Annotated in this window: 14 protein-coding genes; 11 read left to right on the forward strand and 3 right to left on the reverse strand. The window is 73.0% G+C overall.

Features of this window, described 5'->3' with window-relative positions; genetic code table 11:
- Nucleotides 1-143 precede the first annotated feature (143 nt).
- Nucleotides 144-1,364 (reverse strand): NUDIX domain-containing protein, encoded by a 1,221-nt coding sequence (locus ACIPK4_RS18480; RefSeq protein WP_402313814.1) that lies wholly within the window; start codon nt 1,362-1,364, stop codon nt 144-146.
- A 71-nt stretch (nt 1,365-1,435) separates the two neighbouring features.
- Nucleotides 1,436-2,059, reverse strand: a complete 624-nt coding sequence (locus ACIPK4_RS18485) for a LysE/ArgO family amino acid transporter (RefSeq protein WP_402313815.1) — start codon at nt 2,057-2,059, stop codon at nt 1,436-1,438.
- 69 nt (nt 2,060-2,128) lie between these two features.
- Here ACIPK4_RS18485 and ACIPK4_RS18490 point away from each other — a divergent pair, with 69 nt between their 5' ends.
- The 7 genes from ACIPK4_RS18490 (at nt 2,129) to ACIPK4_RS18520 (ending at nt 9,810) form a co-directional block, all read left to right on the forward strand.
- Nucleotides 2,129-3,049, forward strand: a complete 921-nt coding sequence (locus tag ACIPK4_RS18490) for a LysR family transcriptional regulator ArgP (protein WP_376195787.1) — start codon at nt 2,129-2,131, stop codon at nt 3,047-3,049.
- A 9-nt stretch (nt 3,050-3,058) separates the two neighbouring features.
- On the forward strand, nt 3,059-3,451 hold the full coding sequence (locus ACIPK4_RS18495) for a molybdopterin-binding protein (RefSeq protein ID WP_402313817.1): 393 nt from the start codon (nt 3,059-3,061) through the stop codon (nt 3,449-3,451).
- A 79-nt stretch (nt 3,452-3,530) separates the two neighbouring features.
- Nucleotides 3,531-4,613 carry a magnesium/cobalt transporter CorA gene (gene corA / locus ACIPK4_RS18500; RefSeq protein WP_402313819.1) on the forward strand — a complete coding sequence of 361 codons (1,083 nt, stop codon included), beginning with the start codon at nt 3,531-3,533 and terminating at the stop codon, nt 4,611-4,613.
- A gap of 132 nt (nt 4,614-4,745) precedes the next feature.
- Entirely contained in the window at nt 4,746-5,588 is an 843-nt protein-coding gene (locus tag ACIPK4_RS18505; RefSeq protein WP_402314384.1) for a chitosanase, read from the forward strand.
- 414 nt (nt 5,589-6,002) lie between these two features.
- Nucleotides 6,003-6,356, forward strand: a complete 354-nt coding sequence (locus ACIPK4_RS18510; RefSeq protein ID WP_376195790.1) for a DUF805 domain-containing protein — start codon at nt 6,003-6,005, stop codon at nt 6,354-6,356.
- Between the two features lie 236 nt (nt 6,357-6,592).
- A complete protein-coding gene (locus ACIPK4_RS18515; RefSeq protein WP_376195791.1) occupies nt 6,593-8,812 on the forward strand; it encodes an NADP-dependent isocitrate dehydrogenase in 2,220 nt (739 codons plus the stop codon).
- A 173-nt stretch (nt 8,813-8,985) separates the two neighbouring features.
- Nucleotides 8,986-9,810, forward strand: coding sequence for a hypothetical protein (locus ACIPK4_RS18520; protein WP_402313822.1), 825 nt, complete (start codon nt 8,986-8,988; stop codon nt 9,808-9,810).
- A gap of 43 nt (nt 9,811-9,853) precedes the next feature.
- Here ACIPK4_RS18520 and ACIPK4_RS18525 read toward each other — a convergent pair whose 3' ends face one another.
- Nucleotides 9,854-10,306: a hypothetical protein gene (locus ACIPK4_RS18525; RefSeq protein WP_402313824.1), complete on the reverse strand. Its 453-nt coding sequence runs from the start codon at nt 10,304-10,306 to the stop codon at nt 9,854-9,856.
- Nucleotides 10,307-10,656: 350 nt separating this feature from the next.
- Here ACIPK4_RS18525 and ACIPK4_RS18530 point away from each other — a divergent pair, with 350 nt between their 5' ends.
- The 4 genes from ACIPK4_RS18530 to ACIPK4_RS18545 all read left to right on the forward strand — a co-directional run bounded on the left by ACIPK4_RS18530 (nt 10,657) and on the right by ACIPK4_RS18545 (nt 16,934).
- Nucleotides 10,657-12,330: a glycoside hydrolase family 71 protein gene (locus tag ACIPK4_RS18530; protein ID WP_402313826.1), complete on the forward strand. Its 1,674-nt coding sequence runs from the start codon at nt 10,657-10,659 to the stop codon at nt 12,328-12,330.
- Between the two features lie 129 nt (nt 12,331-12,459).
- Nucleotides 12,460-14,088, forward strand: coding sequence for an alpha/beta fold hydrolase (locus ACIPK4_RS18535; protein ID WP_402313828.1), 1,629 nt, complete (start codon nt 12,460-12,462; stop codon nt 14,086-14,088).
- A gap of 12 nt (nt 14,089-14,100) precedes the next feature.
- A complete protein-coding gene (locus ACIPK4_RS18540; protein ID WP_402313830.1) occupies nt 14,101-15,711 on the forward strand; it encodes an alpha/beta fold hydrolase in 1,611 nt (536 codons plus the stop codon).
- 74 nt (nt 15,712-15,785) lie between these two features.
- A complete protein-coding gene (locus ACIPK4_RS18545) occupies nt 15,786-16,934 on the forward strand; it encodes an aminotransferase class V-fold PLP-dependent enzyme (RefSeq protein ID WP_402313832.1) in 1,149 nt (382 codons plus the stop codon).
- Nucleotides 16,935-16,951: the final 17 nt, after the last annotated feature.

The raw sequence follows: 16,951 nt of genomic DNA on the forward strand, positions 1-16,951 counted from the left end.
GGTACTCCATGGTTTCCGCTCGTTCTCGCTGGCGAGAGGCGTGCGCGTGTGACTGTCTGGTTCGAAGATGCGTGAGCCGGCCCCGTCGCCCGCGCGCCACGCCACGACGCCGTCCGGATGGACCAGTGCACCGATCGTTTCTCCTACCGTTCCCGGTTGCCGTCCCCCTTTTCCCTCTTCTTCCGCCTCCGCGCGCCGGCGGCGGGGCGGCCCGCGTGGAGCTCCAGGGGGCCCGTGCCCTCGGTGCGCGCCCGCAGACAGGCCTCGATCTGCCGGCGCAGGGACGGCTTGACCAGGGCGCGCAGCTCCGCGGCGGGCACCGCCCGCCAGCGGATCAGCTCGAAGGGGGCCAGCCGGATCCGCTCGAGGGCGGCGGCGTCCAGGACGCCGCCGTCGTAGAGGAAGCGGATGCGGGCGGGGTAGCCGGGCTTGTGGGCCCAGTTGACGCCGAGCAGCCGGCCCGGTTCGAGGTCGAGTCCGATCTCCTCGCGGACCTCGCGGCGGGCGGCGGCGCGCGGGGTCTCGCCCAGGTCGCTGTCGATCCCGCCACCCGGCAGGTTCCAGCGGCCTGGCCTGCCGTACGCGGGCTCCACCAGCAGGATCCGGCCGGCGGCGTCGGTGAACAGCACGCTCGCCGCGGTGATGGCCTTCGGCCGGGCCGCCCGGTGGCTGGCGGCGTCGAAGGAACCGGCGTGTTCGAGGGCCGTGCGCCGCCGCGGGTCCAGACCGGCAGGGGAGCCCGGCTGGGGCACGCCGTCGACGAGGTGCGCGAGGGAGCCGGCGTACAGGGCGGCCAGGCCGGCGCGCAGGCGGGGCGCGACCCGGTCGGGCAGCACCGCGCAGGCCTCCTCCGGCGCGAGCCACCGGGCCGCGGCGGCCTCGCCGTCCGGGAAGGAGAGCGCGGCGGTCTGCCCCGGCGGGAGCGGCCCGACGAGGTGGACGTGGGCGATGACGGAGCGGCCGAGGGAGCCGGGCCGACGGGAGTCCACGGCGAGGAGCCGCCCGACGGCAACGGCCAGGCCCAGTTCCTCCCGCAGCTCGCGGGCCAGCGCCTCCTCCGGGGTCTCGGTGCCCTCGACCGCGGCGCCCGGCAGTGCCGGGTCCGCCCCGTACGAGGGGGTCACGACGAGGACCCGCCCGCCGGAGTCCAGCACGATCCCGGTGGCGGCGACGAGCGGAGCCGTCCGGGCGGCGGACCGGGCGTCGCCGGGGGAGGGGCGTGCGCCGGGCCGGCCGGCCCGGTCGGTGTGCGGGTCGGGGCCCCCGCCGGGGGACGACGGGGCGTCGGCCGGGCGGTCTGCCGGTCCGGGGCCCCCGCCGGGGGACGGGCCGTCGGCTGGGCGGTCTGCCGGTCGGTCGGGCACTGCGGACTCCTGGGGTCGGGCGGCGCTGCGCGGCGGTTCCGCACCCCGCGCGGGCCGGCCGCGCTCGGCGGTCAGGCCCGGGCCAGGAGCATCCCGCCCATCGTGACCATGGTCGCCGCGACGAGCCCGTCCAGCACGCGCCAGGCCGAGGGGCGCGCGAGGACGCCGCTGAGCAGCCGGGCCCCGTAGCCCAGGGTGGCGAACCAGACGAGGCTGGCCGCTGCGGCCCCGATGCCGAAGGCCCAGCGCAGGTCACCGCGGTCGGCGGCGAGGGAGCCGACCAGCAGGACGGTGTCCAGGTAGACGTGCGGGTTGAGCCAGGTCATGGCCAGGCAGGCCAGCACGGCCCGGCGGCGGGACCCGGCGGAGTCCCCCGCGGTGTCCAGGGCGGCGCCGGGGGTGGGCCGCAGCACCCGGCGGGCCGCGAGGAACCCGTAGCAGATCAGGAAGGTGCCGCCGGCGATGGCGACGGCGGTCAGTGCGGCCGGCCAGGCGGTGACGAAGGCCCCCACACCGGCGACGCCGAGGGTGATGAGGACCGCGTCGGAGACGGCGCAGATCGCGACCACGGCGAGGACGGCGTGCCGACGGACCCCCTGCCGCAGGACGAAGGCGTTCTGCGCGCCGATGGCGACGATGAGGGAGAGTCCTGTGCCGAAGCCGGCGAGTGCCGCCGCGATGATGCCGTGTGTCATGCCGTCGACCGTAGGCAGCGGTGCGGTTTCAGTACAGCTAAAGATTTTTACGTACCCTTAGCAGTTGTGATGGACGAGCTTCCCCTGGACCAGGTACGGACCCTCCTCGCCGTGGTGGACGAGGGCACCTTCGACGCGGCGGCCGCAGCCCTGCACGTGACCCCCTCCGCCGTGAGCCAGCGGGTCAAGGCGCTGGAGCAGCGGACCGGCCGGGTGCTGCTGATGCGGACGAAACCGGTGCGGGCGACCGAGTCCGGACAGGTGGTGGTCCGCTTCGCCCGGCAGCTGGCCCGTCTGGAGCGCGACGCGCGCGCCGAGCTCGGGATGGCGCAGGAGTCGGGGGGACCGGTGCGGCTGCCGATCGCCGTCAACGCGGACTCGCTCGCGACCTGGTTCCTGCCGGCGCTCACGCGCGTCCCGCAGGACCCGCCCGTCTTCTTCGAACTGCACCGGGAGGACGAGTCCCATACGACGGCGCTGCTGCGGGAGGGCCAGGTGATGGCCGCGGTCACCTCCTCGCCGGACCCGGTGGCGGGGTGCACGGTGCGCGGGCTCGGGCAGGCGCGGTACCTGCCGGTGGCGAGCCCCGCGTTCGCCGCGCGGCACCTGGCCGGGAGCCTCGAACAGGGGCTGCGGGAGGCACCGGTGATCGTGTTCGACCGGCGGGACGTCCTCCAGGACGGGTTCGTACGGTCGCTGACCGGTGATCAGGAGGCCGGGGCGGGCCCGCTGCGCCACCAGGTGCCGACCTCGGAGGGGTTCTGCGGCGCGGTGGCGGCCGGTCTCGGCTGGGGACTGGTGCCCGAGCCGCAGGCCGAGCCCCTGCTGCGGGACGGCGGACTGGTCCTGCTGGTGCCGGGGCGGCCGTTGGACGTGCCGCTGTACTGGCAGCAGTGGAAACTCGACTCCCCGGCGCTGTCGACGGTCGCCGAGGTCATCGCGGCCGCGGCGGCCGGGGCCTTGCGCCAGGGCCCCGTCCGGCACCCGTAAGCTGCGGCCATGGAGTCCTACACGATCGGCCAGGCCGCCCGGCTGCTCGGCGTGAGCGTCGACACGGCGCGGCGCTGGGCGGACGCCGATCGGTTCCCCACCCGCCGGGAGGGCACGCGGCGCATGGTGGACGGGCCGGACCTGGCCGCGTTCTGCGTGGAGGCCGCCCAGGACGCCGCCGATGGCGAGGACGCCCCGTACACCTCGGCGCGCAACGCCTTCCCGGGCATCGTCACCGCCGTGAAGCTCGGCACCGTCGACGCCCAGGTCGAGATCCAGGCCGGGCCGCACCGCATCGTGTCGCTGCTGACCCGGGAGGCGGTGGAGGAGCTCGGCCTGGAGGTGGGCGCCCGGGCCGTGGCCCGCGTCAAGTCGACGAGCGTGTTCATCGACCGGGTCTGAGCCGCGCGCGGTGCGCGGCCGGTTCGGCGCCGGTGGCAGACTGGCCGCTGATCCGCCGAAGGGAAGTACCCCGTTGTCCATGTTCAGCAACCTGCGCCGGGCCGTACGCCGTGGATACCGGCGGGCCGTCGACCTCAGCCACCCGGCCCGCTCCCCGCTCGGCAGCGCGGTGGTCAACTGCGTGGTCTACGTGGACGGCACGCGGCAGGACGGCTGCGCCGAGGTGGAGGAGGCGCTGCGGCGGGTCCGCAAGACGGGCGACGGGTTCGTCTGGATCGGCCTGCACGAGCCGTCGAGGGAGGAGCTCGCCGGGCTCGCCGAGCTGTTCGGCCTGCACCCCCTCGCCGTCGACGACGCCGTCAACGCCCACCAGCGCCCCAAGGTCGAGCGGTACGACGACATACTGTTCTCCGTCTTCAAGACCGTGCGCTACGTGGAACACGAGGAACTCACCGCCACCAGCGAGGTGGTGGAGACCGGCGAGCTGATGGCGTTCACCGGCGACGACTTCGTCATCACCATCCGGCACGGTGGCCGCGGCACGCTCGGCCCGGTCCGCGAGAGCCTGGAGGCCGCGCCGGAGCAACTGGCCAAGGGGCCCGCCTCGGTCCTGCACGCGATCGCCGACCACGTCGTCGACGACTACGTGGCCGTCACCGACGCGGTGCAGAACGACATCGACGCAGTCGAGACCGCGGTGTTCAGCGAGTACGGCGGTCGCGGCGACGCGGGCCGCATCTACCAGCTCAAGCGCGAACTGCTGGAGCTGCGCCGGGCGGTGGCCCCGCTGGGCCGGCCGCTGCACCACCTGGCCACACAGCCGATACCGGTGATCCCGGCGGAGGCCCGCGCGTACTTCCGGGACGTCGCCGACCACCTGACCCGGGCGACCGACCAGATCGGCGCGTACGACGCGCTGCTCGACTCCATCCTCCAGGCGCACCTCGCGCAGGTGACCGTCGCGCAGAACGAGGACATGCGCAAGATCACGGCCTGGGCGGCCATCGTCGCCGTGCCGACCATGGTCTGCGGCGTCTACGGCATGAACTTCGACAACATGCCCGAGCTGCACTGGACGTACGGCTACCCGATCGTCGTCGGGGTCATGGCCCTCGCCTGCTTCGTCATCCACCGGGGCTTCCGCCGCAACGGCTGGATCTGACCCCCGGGTGAACTCCCGCCGACCGCACGGGTATTGAGCTGTCCCGAAGTCTGGTAGTAAAGTTTCCTAACGAAGTCGGGTAAGCCTCAACTCCCCCATGGAGGTCTTGTGTTCACCCCCCACCGCAAGAGGATGGCCCTCGGCGCCCTGCTCGGCAGCGCGCTGCTCGCCGTACCGGTCGCCGCCCATGCGACGACCGCGGCACCCGCATCCGCACCCGCACCCGCATCCGCGTCCGTTCCCGCCTCCGTGGCGGCGGCCGCGGCCACCGGGCTCGACGATCCGGCGAAGAAGGACATCGCCATGCAGATCGTCTCCAGCGCGGAGAACTCCTCGCTGAACTGGAAGGCGCAGTACAAGTACATAGAGGACATAGACGACGGCCGCGGCTACACGGCCGGCATCATCGGCTTCTGTTCCGGCACCGGCGACATGCTCGACCTCGTCGAGTACTACACACAGGTCAAGCCCGGCAACGTGCTCGCCAAGTACCTGCCCGCCCTGCGCAAGGTCGACGGCAGCGACTCGCACGCCGGCCTCGACCCGAACTTCACCAAGGACTGGGCGAAGGCGGCCCAGGACGGCGAGTTCAGGAAGGCCCAGGACCACGAGCGCGACCGGGTCTACTTCAACCCCGCGGTCGGCCAGGGCAAGTCGGACGGCGTCGGCACGCTCGGCCAGTTCATCTACTACGACGCCATCGTCATGCACGGAGACGGCGGCGACTCCACGAGCTTCCGCAACATCCGCAAGCGGGCCCTGTCCAAGGCCAAGCCCCCGGCCCAGGGCGGCAACGAGACCACCTGGCTGAACGCCTTCCTCGACGCCCGGGTCTGGGCGATGAAGCAGGAGGAGGCGCACAGCGACACCAGCCGTGTCGACACCGCACAGCGGGTCTTCCTCAAGAAGGGGAACCTGAACCTCAACACCCCCCTCGACTGGAAGGTCTACGGGGACTCCTTCCACATCGGCTGAACCGGCCCGCACGTTCACGGCGTCCCGCTCCGGCCTCCGGCCTCCGGCCTCCGGTGTCAGGTGCGGGACGGCCGTGCGAGCGGTGGCGGATGTCGCGGAGCCGTAACGATGTGGACGCGGAGGGGCGTGTTCCGCCGGGGAACGGGCGGTGCGCGCACCTACGCGGAGCGACTCGCGAGGCCCTCCGGCATCACGAATCGGCTTCTACCGCCCCGTTTTCGTCACCCCCTGTGACGTGGTGCGGCCGGTGGGTTCCAAGTGGCCTGCGTGGCCGGTGATTTTGCCCCCCGAACCCTGCAAAAGCGGCTCTTTTGGCATCTTGTGAAGTGGCTTGACCGCCACATAAGCGGGGCATAAGTTCTGCCTCGGCTTGCTCCAGCAGGACGGGCCGAAGAACCGTCCTCTGGGGGGACCATGCACTACTACACCGACGTTCTGAAGAAGTACACCGTCTTCTCCGGCCGCGCCCGCCGGCAGGAGTACTGGATGTTCACCCTCTTCAACCTGATCGCCCTGATCATCGTTGCCGTCCTCGACAACGCGATCGGCACCTACCCGCTCCTCTACGCGATCTACGCGCTCGCCGTCTTCCTCCCGGGCCTGGCCGTCGGCGTCCGCCGCCTGCACGACACCGGCAAGTCCGGCTGGTGGCTGCTGATCGCCCTCGTCCCGCTGATCGGCGGCATCTGGCTCCTCGTCCTCATGGCGACCGAGGGCCAGCCGCAGCCGAACGAGTACGGCCCGAACCCGAAGGCCGTCCAGGCCTGAGCAGGCCCGTACGCCTGAACGCCTGAACGCCGTCCCCGGCTGGGAAACAGCCGGTGGCGGCGTTCTCGCCGTTTAGCGGGTCCGTGCGGGCCCACGCGGGTCCCTGCGGGCCCGGGGGTGACGCGCGTCTCCCCGGGACTCGGGCAGGGGGCTGTCCTGAGCGGCCCGATCACGAGATATCTTGATGTCGAGCAATGTTGCAGACGAGAGACGCAGACTGTGGAGCGGAGCATCCGGTGACTGACTCGACCATCATCTACACGCACACTGACGAGGCCCCGGCCCTCGCGACGTATTCCTTCCTGCCTGTGATCCAGGCCTACGCGTCGACGGCCGGTGTGAATGTCGAGACCCGTGACATCTCCCTGGCCGGTCGGATCATCGCCAGCTTCCCCGAGTACCTCGAGGAGGGGCAGCGGATCGCCGACGCCCTCGCCGAGCTCGGCGAGCTGGCGAAGACGCCGGAAGCGAACATCATCAAGCTGCCCAACATCTCGGCCTCGATCCCGCAGCTGAAGGCCGCGGTCGCCGAGCTCCAGGGCCAGGGCTACGCGCTCCCGGACTACCCGGACGACCCGAAGACCGACGAGGAGCGCGAGATCCGCGCCCGCTACGACAAGGTCAAGGGCAGCGCCGTCAACCCGGTCCTGCGTGAGGGCAACTCCGACCGCCGCGCCCCCGCCTCGGTCAAGAACTACGCCAAGGCCCACCCGCACCGCATGGGCGCCTGGACCTCCGAGTCGAAGACGAACGTCGCGACCATGGGCGAGAACGACTTCCGCTCGACCGAGAAGTCCGCCGTGATCGCCGAGGCCGGCACGCTCCGCATCGAGCACGTCGCCGCCGACGGCGCCACCACCGTCCTGCGCGAGTCCGTACCGGTCCTCGCCGGTGAGGTCGTGGACGCCTCCGTCCTGCACGTCGACGCGCTGCGCACCTTCCTGAACGACCAGATCGAGCGTGCCAAGGCCGAGGGCGTCCTGTTCTCCGTGCACCTCAAGGCCACGATGATGAAGGTCTCCGACCCGATCATCTTCGGCCACGTGGTCCGCGCCTTCTTCCCGAAGACCTTCGCCCGCTACGGCGAGACCCTGGCCGCCGCCGGTCTCTCCCCGAACGACGGCCTCGGCACCATCCTGAACGGCCTGGGCGCGCTGCCCGACGCCGACGCGATCAAGGCCTCCTTCGACGCCGAGATCGCCGAGGGCCCGGCCCTCGCGATGGTCGACTCGGACAAGGGCATCACCAACCTGCACGTCCCGTCCGACGTCATCGTCGACGCCTCCATGCCGGCCATGATCCGCACCTCCGGCCACATGTGGGGCCCGGACGGCAACGAGGCCGACACCCTCGCGGTCCTCCCGGACAGCAGCTACGCGGGCGTCTACCAGGTCGTCATCGACGACTGCCGCGCGCACGGCGCCTTCGACCCGTCCACCATGGGCTCGGTGCCGAACGTCGGCCTCATGGCCCAGAAGGCCGAGGAGTACGGCAGCCACGACAAGACCTTCGAGATCGCGGCCGCGGGCACCGTCCGCGTCGTCGACGCCGCGGGCAACACCGTCCTGGAGCAGCAGGTCGCGCAGGGCGACATCTTCCGCGCCTGCCAGACCAAGGACGCGCCCATCCAGGACTGGGTCAAGCTGGCCGTCACCCGCGCCCGCGCCACCGGCGTCCCGGCCGTCTTCTGGCTGGACGAGGACCGCGCGCACGACGCGCAGCTGATCGCCAAGGTCAAGACGTACCTCGCCGACCACGACACCGACGGTCTGACCATCGAGATCCTGTCGCCGGTCAAGGCCACCGCGTACTCCCTGGAGCGCATCCGCCGCGGCGAGGACACCATCTCGGTGACCGGCAACGTGCTGCGCGACTACCTGACCGACCTCTTCCCGATCCTGGAGCTGGGCACCAGCGCCAAGATGCTGTCGGTCGTCCCGCTGATGAACGGCGGCGGCCTCTTCGAGACCGGCGCCGGCGGCTCCGCCCCGAAGCACGTCCAGCAGCTGGTCAAGGAGAACTACCTGCGCTGGGACTCCCTCGGTGAGTTCCTCGCGCTGGCCGTCTCCTTCGAGCACCTCGCGACCACCACCGGCAACGCCCGCGCCCAGGTGCTGGCCGACACCCTGGACCGCGCGACCGGTACCTTCCTCAACGAGGACAAGTCGCCGAGCCGCAAGCTGGGCGGCATCGACAACCGCGGCAGCCACTTCTACCTCGCCCTGTACTGGGCGCAGGAGCTGGCCAAGCAGACCGACGACGCCGCGCTCGCCGGTGCGTTCGAGCCGCTCGCCAAGACGCTGGGCGAGCAGGAGGAGACCATCGTCGGCGAGCTGATCGCCGTCCAGGGCTCCCCGGCCGACATCGGCGGGTACTACCAGCCCGACGCCGCCAAGGCCTCGGCGGTCATGCGGCCGTCCGCGACCTTCAACCAGGCGATCGCGAGCCTCGCGTAAGACCCGCAGGATCCCGTGGGTTCCGCCCCGGACGGCAGCAGCCGTCCGGGGCGGACCCGTTTCCCGGGCGCGGTGGCGACGGGCGGCCGAAGTGCGCCCGTGACCGCCGGGGGCCCCTGGCGAGCCCGTTGCGGGTGCGTTAGCGTGCCGCCGGGGCTCTGGGGGGAGAACGGGTGGCGCGTCGCGAGAACACCTCCCGTGCGGGCATCGGCTGCGCGGGTTACCTGCTGCTCGCCGGCGTGGGGCTCGTCGGGGTCCTGCTCGCGTCGCCCGTGCTGCTGCCCGACCTGCTGGCCCGGCAGACCCCGCCGGTCGCGGTGGAGGGCGCCGGCCCGTGGGCCGTCGTCCACGGGATCCCGGTCGTGGTGGCCTGCGTCCTCGTCGCGGTGGCGGGCCGGGGCGGGCGCGTCGCGTGGTGGATGTTCCTCGTCCGCGTGACGGTGCTGCTCGCCGCCGGCGCCGCGGCGGCCGCCTCCACCGAGGACGGGCTGGCCGGAGCGCCCTGGAACGTCCGGGCGGGTGTTGCGGCGTGTGCCGCCGGGTGTGCGGCGCTCCTCGTCTTCCTGGGCGTGCGCCGGTGGGACAAGGCGATCGGTGCCCGCCCGCGGCCGGGCGAGGTCTGGCTGGCCATGGTCCCGCTGCGGGAGGATCCGGAGCGGCAGCTGCGGCACTACTGCGTGGTCCTGACGACCGGGTCCGGCCGCGCGCAGGTCGCCCAGATCACCAGCAAGGACAAGGACGGCCGGCGCGACCACATCCGGATCCCCAACCACGGCTGGGACGAGGTCTCGGGCCGTCCCCACTGGGTGGAGATCGGCCGCGAGCCGCGGATCGTGCCGTACCGCAGGTTCCTGAAGTCCCGGCCCCAGGGCCCGTGCCCGGACGCGGTCTGGACCCAGCTGCGCGACCGGCTGCCCGCGGGTCCCGGGTCCGCGCCCGTGCCGCGGGCACCGGTCCCCCCGTTGCTGCAGCGGATCCTGCGCTCGCACCGCGGCTGACGGGGCCGTGGCCGGTCCGTCGCACGTCGGGGACCGGCCGCAGTCAGAGGCGGTGGACGCGTTCCCCGTCGAAGGCCAGCGGGCACCGGCCCGCGCCCAGGATGCGCAGGCCGGGGGCCGCCGTGAGCAGGTTCCGCAGCCAGGTGAGCGTCTCGGGCGCGAGGTGGTCGGTGCCGTCCAGGACGAGGAGCATGTCCCGCTCCGCGAGCCACGAGACGGCGTCGGGTGCTGCGCACGGCAGGGAGGGCACGCCCGCGACACGGCCCAGCGCGGCCGTCAGCTCGCGCGGGCCGAAGGGCCGCTCCACCGTGATGACGGCCACGCCGTCGCAGAAGTTGGACGAGAGCCGCTCGGCGATCTCCCGCACCAGCAGGCTCCGCGGCTCCCGGAACCGCCCGGTGACCGTCAGCACCCGTCCGCGTCGCACGGCCGTCAGCAGCCGGGACAGCTCGTCGGACGTCGCCGGCAGCGTGCCGGTCCGGACTGGATCCCTCATCGGCACGATGCCCCCCATTGCATGCGTGTCCCATGCGCGGCCAAGGGTACTTTCGGGCCGCGTAGCGACGATTATGCGCCAGTTCTGCCGGAAGGCCAGGGGAATGCCGGATTCCGGATAACTTGTACACGGGACGTGCTTTTGTCCATTCAGCCAGGTGGGGGGCAGGGCGGCGAGCGGGAACGGCCCGCGCGTGCCCCGCCGAGGACGAACGGGCCCTGCACACCGGATCGCACGGCCCCAGCGGTCTGCGGCGGCCGCCCGCTCCCCACGGTTGTCCGGCGGCCGCGGATCGGCTCTACTGCTGTGCAGTCCCGTACTCGGGGCTCGTGCAGGGGAGGGCACCCACGATGAGTTCGCACCGCCGCCGTCCGGGCTTCCGGGGCCGGTCGCTGCTGACCCTGTCGGCCGCCGTCTTCCTGCTGTTCGGCGTCTTCGCCGCCACCGGCATCGCCTGGGACCCGTTCACCGGTGATGCGCGCCGGGAGGTCTCCGCACCCGTGACCGCCACCCCCTGGCCGGGCGGCCCCGGCGCAACCGGCGAGGACCCCGCGTCCGGGGCGAGCGTCCCCGCCCCCGGCCCGACCGCGTCCGGCCCGAGCCCGGACGGCACCGGGCAGGGCGGCGACGACGGAGCGGGGGACACCGCTGCCGGGCGGCCCGCCGGGGCACTGCCGTTCGACCTTCCCCCAGTGGCCGCCCTGCGGACCGGCAGCGCGGGCGGGAAGCTCGTGTTCGCGCACTACTTCACCCCGTACCCGCTCTCGCTGGACAACGCGAGCGCCGACGCCGACTACTACACCCGCAACTACCTGAACCCGGCCGGGGAGAACGGCAAACACGAGCGGTACGGCGGCCTGCTGCGCGACAGGCCGCTGCCCGTCGCACCCAAGGCCGGCGACTGGGAACTCGCCAACCTCGAACAGGAGGTGCGCACCGCCCGCGCCGCGGGCCTCGACGGGTTCACCCTCGACCTGCTCTCCCTCTCCGGACCCAACCGGGACCGCGCCGGCCTGCTGATGCGGGCCGCCCATGCCGTCGACCCCGGGTTCAAGATCATGCTGATGCCGGACATGACCTCACTGGACACCGACGACCCCGGCCTGCTCGCCGACGCCGTCGCGGCCCTCGGCAAGACCCCCGCCGCACACCGCCTCGGCGACGGCCGGCTCGTCGTGTCCCCCTTCAAGGCGGAGGCCAAGAGCGTCGCCTGGTGGACGCAGGTCCTCGACCTCCTGAAGACCCGGCACGGGATCCGCACCGCATTCGTCCCGACGTTCCTCGACTTCGACGGCAACAGCGCCCGGTTCGCGCCCATCAGCCACGGCTTCTCCGAGTGGGGCAGCCGCAGTTACGTCGGCCAGGAGAGCGCCACCCGCGACGTGCAGCGGGCCCACGGCGCGGGCAAGATCTGGATGCAGCCCGTGTCGGTCCAGGACGCCCGCCCCAACCAGGGCATCTACGACGAGGCCGGCAACACCGCCACCCTGCGCTCCACCTGGACCCACGCCATCGACGACGGCGCCGACTGGGTGCAGCTCACCACCTGGAACGACTACTCCGAGGGGAGCCAGTTCGCGCCCTCCCTGCACAACGGGTACGCCTACCTCGACCTGACCTCCTACTACCTGACCAAGTTCAAGACGGGCAGCTGGCCGAGGATCGTCCGGGACACGCTGTACGTCTGCGCCCGCACCCAGTTCGCCGCCGCGGACCCGGCCGGCACCCAGTCACTGCTGATGTCCCCGCGCAAGGGCAGCGCGGCGCCCCGCGACACCGTGGAGGTCCTCAGCTTCCTGACGGCCCCGGCGAGCATCCGTACGGCCGTGGGCACGGCCCGGAACGCACACGAGGCCCCGGCCGGCGTCCACTCCGAGCTGCTCCCGCTGCGGCCCGGCACCAGTTCCGCCGTGGTGGTCCGCGACGGCAGGCCCGGCGCGGAGGCGAAACTGCCCTACGCGGCGGACCGCACGGTGCAGGTCCAGGACTTGCAGTACTACGCCGTCACCAGCGGGCGCGACTGAGGGCTGTCCCGGTCCACTACGGCCCCGCCCCGCCCCGCCGCGGCTCGCCCGGCTCCACCGGAGGGGTCACAGTCCGCGCTGATGTGCCACCGTATGCGCGGTTCCGTGCCGGCCGGTACCGTCGAAGAGGTGCGTTCCACCATCCCGCGGCGGCACGGCCCGGCCGGGCGGCCGCGGATGACGGCACAGGAACGGGAACACATGGCCAAGCACGGGATCAACGCGGCGGCCGCGGCCGCCGTGGTCTGTCTGGCGACGTTCGGCACGGCATCCGCCGGCGCCGCCCCGTCACTCGCCCCCGCGCCCGCCGCCGGGCCCGGCCCGACAGCCCCTGCGCCGCGGTTCGTGCCCGGCCCCTGCCCCAAGCCGCCCGAGCCGATCGCAGCGCTCGCCGGCGCGCGCTGCGGCCTCCTGAAGGTCCCCGAGAACCGCGCCCGGCCCGGCGGGCGGACCATCGAGCTGCCGGTGGCGGTCATCCCGGCCAAGGCGGCGAAACCCGCCGCGGAACCCGTCGTGTTCATGTCCGGCGGCCCGGGAGCCGACACGTTCGACGACATTCCCTTCCTCGTCGACTCCGGTCTCAACCGCGACCGCGACCTGATCATCATGGCCCAGCGCGGAGACCTGTACACCCGGCCACACCTCGCCTGCCCGGAGATCGACCGGTACAACAGGCAGGCCGTGGGCCTGCGTTACGACTCGGCGGCATCGAAGCGGGCCCTGCTGGACGCCGTGGGCAAGTGCCGCGACCGCCTGGCGGCCGACGGTATCGACCTGAGCGCCTACAACACCACTGAGAACGCAGCCGACTTCGCCGACCTGCGCACCGCGCTCGGCATCAAGCAGTGGAACGTCTACGGCTATTCCTACGGCACCGACCTGGCCCTCACCTATCTGCGCGAGCACCCCCAGGGCATCCGCGCCGTCGCGATCGACTCCCTCTCCCCTCCGGCGCTCACCGTCCTGCCCGTGACCTGGAGCAGCGCCCGGCAGGGCATCGACGCCGTCCTCGACGCGTGCGCCGCCGAGCCCCGTTGCAAGAGCCGCTACCCCGACCTCGACCGCACGCTGACCGAGCAGGTGCGCAAGCTGGAGGCGCACCCGCTGGTGACGAACGCCCGGCCGCCGGGCGGGGGAGACCCCGTCAAGGTCGACCTCGACGGCGGTGCCCTGCTGAACGTGCTCGTCGCGGGCGGCGTCAAGCCCGTCGATGTCCCGGCGGCGCTCGACGAACTGAGCCGCGGCCGCCCGCAGCGCTTCGCGCAGGCCCGCGCGGCCGACTCGGCGGGGAGCGTCGGTGTCTGGGGCCACGGTCTGACGGAGTCGGTGGCGTGCGGCGAATGGGTGCCGGGCTCCTCGGAGTCCGACCTGCTGAACGCGGGGCGCAAGGCCTTCCCCGGATGGCCCGACACGGTCCTCGCCCAAGCCCCGCAGCTCCCCTTCCAGTACGCGGTGTGCCGCACCTGGAACGTTCCGGACCGCGCCGCCGTCCAGCGGGTCGCCACCCGGAGCGCGGTGCCGACGCTCATCGTCTCCGGCACGTTCGACACGAAGACCGGGGCGAGCATGGCGAAGGACGCCGCCCGGACCCTGTCCCGCTCGACGTCCGTGGTGATCCCCGGGATCGGCCACTGGGTCGTCCCGCAGTCGCCCTGCGCGCAGCAGGTGCTGGCCTCGTTCCTCGCCCGTCCGACCGCGCCCGACACCGGTTGCGCGGCCGACGTGAAGCCGAAACCGTTCACCATCGTCCCGAAGTGACTGGGAGGGCAGATGGCTCTCACCCACGCGCCCCGTCGTCGCCCCGCCGTGCGACGGCTGCACGCCAGGTCGGCCGCGGTGGCCACCGGGATCCTCATCACGGGCCTGCTCGCCACACCCGTCCACGCAGGGCACGGTACGGGGACGAGTCCCAGCCCCGGAGCGCCGGTCGGAACGGTGGCCCGGACGGTGGGCGACGCCCGCTTCGAGCCCGGACCCTGCCCGAAGACCCCCGAGCCGGTCGCCGCACTGGAGGGAGCCCGCTGCGGCACGCTCACCGTCCCCGAGGACCGCGGCAAGCCGGACGGCCGGAAGATCAAGCTCGGTGTCGCGATCGTGAGGGCGGCGTCCGCCGAACCGAAGCCCGACCCGATCGTGTGGCTGGCCGGCGGACCCGGTGACGACGCGGTCGGGGAGGCGAAGATGGCGATCGACGGCGGCCTGAACCGCGACCGCGACGTCATCTTCATGTCCCAGCGCGGCACGTACTCGGCCGACCCGGTGTTCACCTGCCCCAACATCGACGAGTTCAACGCCCGCTCGCTCGGCCTCGTCTACGACGCGCCGTCCACCGGGCGGCTGCACGTCGAGGCGACGCGGGCCTGCCGCGAGAGACTGGCGGCGACCGGGGCCGATCTCGGCGCGTACAACGACACCGAGAGCGCCGCCGACTACGAGGACCTGCGCGCCGCACTGGGGCTGGGGCAGTGGAACCTGTACGGCATCTCCTACGGCACCCACCTCGCGCTGGTCTACATGCGCCAGCACCCGCAGGGCCTCCGGTCGGTCGGCATCGACGGCATCCTGCCGCCGTCCACGGCCGGGTCCGCCCTGACCTGGAGCGCCGCCAGGCAGGGCTTCGACGGCCTGTTCAAGGCCTGCGCGGACCAGCCGGCCTGCAACCGCCGCTATCCGAACCTGCCGGCCACCTTCGACCGGCTCGTCCGGCAGCTCGAAGCCAAGCCGGTCACCACCACCGTCACCCTCCCCGGCCACCCGAAGCCGGTGAAGGTCGTCCTGGACGGCGGAGCCCTGGTGAACTGGATGACCTCCGCCACCCACGTGGCGCCCCAGGTCCCCCTCGCCCTCGACGAGCTGGCACACGGCAAACCGCAGCGGATCGCTCGGCAGTGGGCCGGCGGCAAGCTCAGCCCCCAGGCCATCGGCAGGGTCGCGCACGGACTCGTCTACGGCATCTTCTGCAGCGAGTGGACCCCGTACGAAACCCAGGCCCAGGCGCTCAAGGGCGGGCAGGACGCCTTCCCGACGTTCCCGCGCTCGGTCCAGGCCCAGGCCCCGCAGCTGGCGTTCCTGCGTCCCGACTGCAAGGTCTGGAACGTCCCCGCGGCGGCGCCCTCGATCCGTGACGTCACGCGCAGCGACATCCCCACCCTCGCCCTGTCGGGCGGGTTCGACTCCCAGACCGGGGCGGACAACGGCCCCTACGTCGCCCGCACGCTGCCCCACGCGACCGTCGTCACGGTCCCCTACGAGCCGCACGTGGTGTTCGCCACCTCGAAGTGCGCCCAGCAGATCGCCGTCTCCTTCTTCGACACCCCGACGAAGCCGAACACCGCCTGCCTCAAGGGTCTCAAGCCCCCCACGTTCGAAATGAGCCCTTAGGGACCCGCCCTGTGCCGGGGCCGCGGCGGGAGCGATGATGCGGGCGACACCCGCGCCGCAACCCCGGAGGTCCGATGACCCGGCAGATGCCGACCCCGCCCGCCGAATTCCCCGGCGGGCGGGCCCTGTTCCGCCTAGATCCCGCCGTCTCCCACCTGAACCACGGATCGTTCGGCGCCGTGCCGATCCCCGTGCAGGACGCCCAGGCCGCCCTGCGCGAGGAGGCGCACGCCGACCCCGACGCCTTCTTCATCGGCGCGGCCGACCGGATCGCCGCCGCCCGGACCCGCGTCGCCCGCCGGCTCGGCGCCGACCCCGACGGCACGGCCTTCATCGCCAACGCCACCGAGGGCGCCAACCTGGCCCTCGACGCCGTCCCGCTCGCCGACGGCGACGAGATCCTGGTCACCGACCACGGCTACGGCACCGTCGTCGCGGCCGCCGCCCGCCGCGCCCGGATCACCACCGTCGCCCTCGCCCCGGACCTGCCCGACGAGGACGCCGTTCGGGAGACCGTGCTGGCCGGGCTGACACCCCGTACCAAGGTGGCCGTGCTCGACCACATCAGCTCGCCCACCGCCCGGCTCATCGCCTCGCCCGGGCTGCTCGCCGACCTGGCCGCCCGCGGCATCACCACGCTCGTCGACGCGGCCCACGCCCCGGGCATGATCGCGGACCCGCTCGCCGGCGGCGCCGACTTCTGGTTCGGCAACCTGCACAAATGGGGGTACGCGCCCTCCGGCAGCGCCGTCCTCGCCGTCGCCCCCGCACACCGCGCCCGGGTCCGCGCCCTCGTGCCCTCCTGGGAGGACGAGCACGGTTTCCCCCGGTCCGTCGAGAACCGCGCAACCGCCGACTACACCGGCTGGCTCGCCGCCCCCGAAGGCCTGGACCTCCTCGACCGGCTGGACGCCGCGAAGGTGCGGGCCCACAACAGCGCCCTCGCCGCCCACGGCGCGGCCCTGCTCGCGGAGATCCCCGGGGTCACCCCGCTGCCGTACACCGCAGGGCTCGCGATGCGCGCCCTGCGGCTGCCGCCGGGCACCGCCGAGACCCAGGAGGACGCCCGCGTCCTGCGCGAGCGGATCGCGGCGGAGCTGGGCATCCGGGTGCTGATCTGGCCGTGGCCGGGCGGCGGCGGCATCCGGGTCTGCGGGCAGATCTACAACCGGCCCGAGGAGTACGAACGCCTCGCCGCCGGGCTGCCGGCCTACCTGAGCTGACCTCCCGCGCCGACGCG

The organism is Streptomyces sp. NPDC086989 (assembly GCF_044745505.1).
GTDB lineage: Bacteria > Actinomycetota > Actinomycetes > Streptomycetales > Streptomycetaceae > Streptomyces.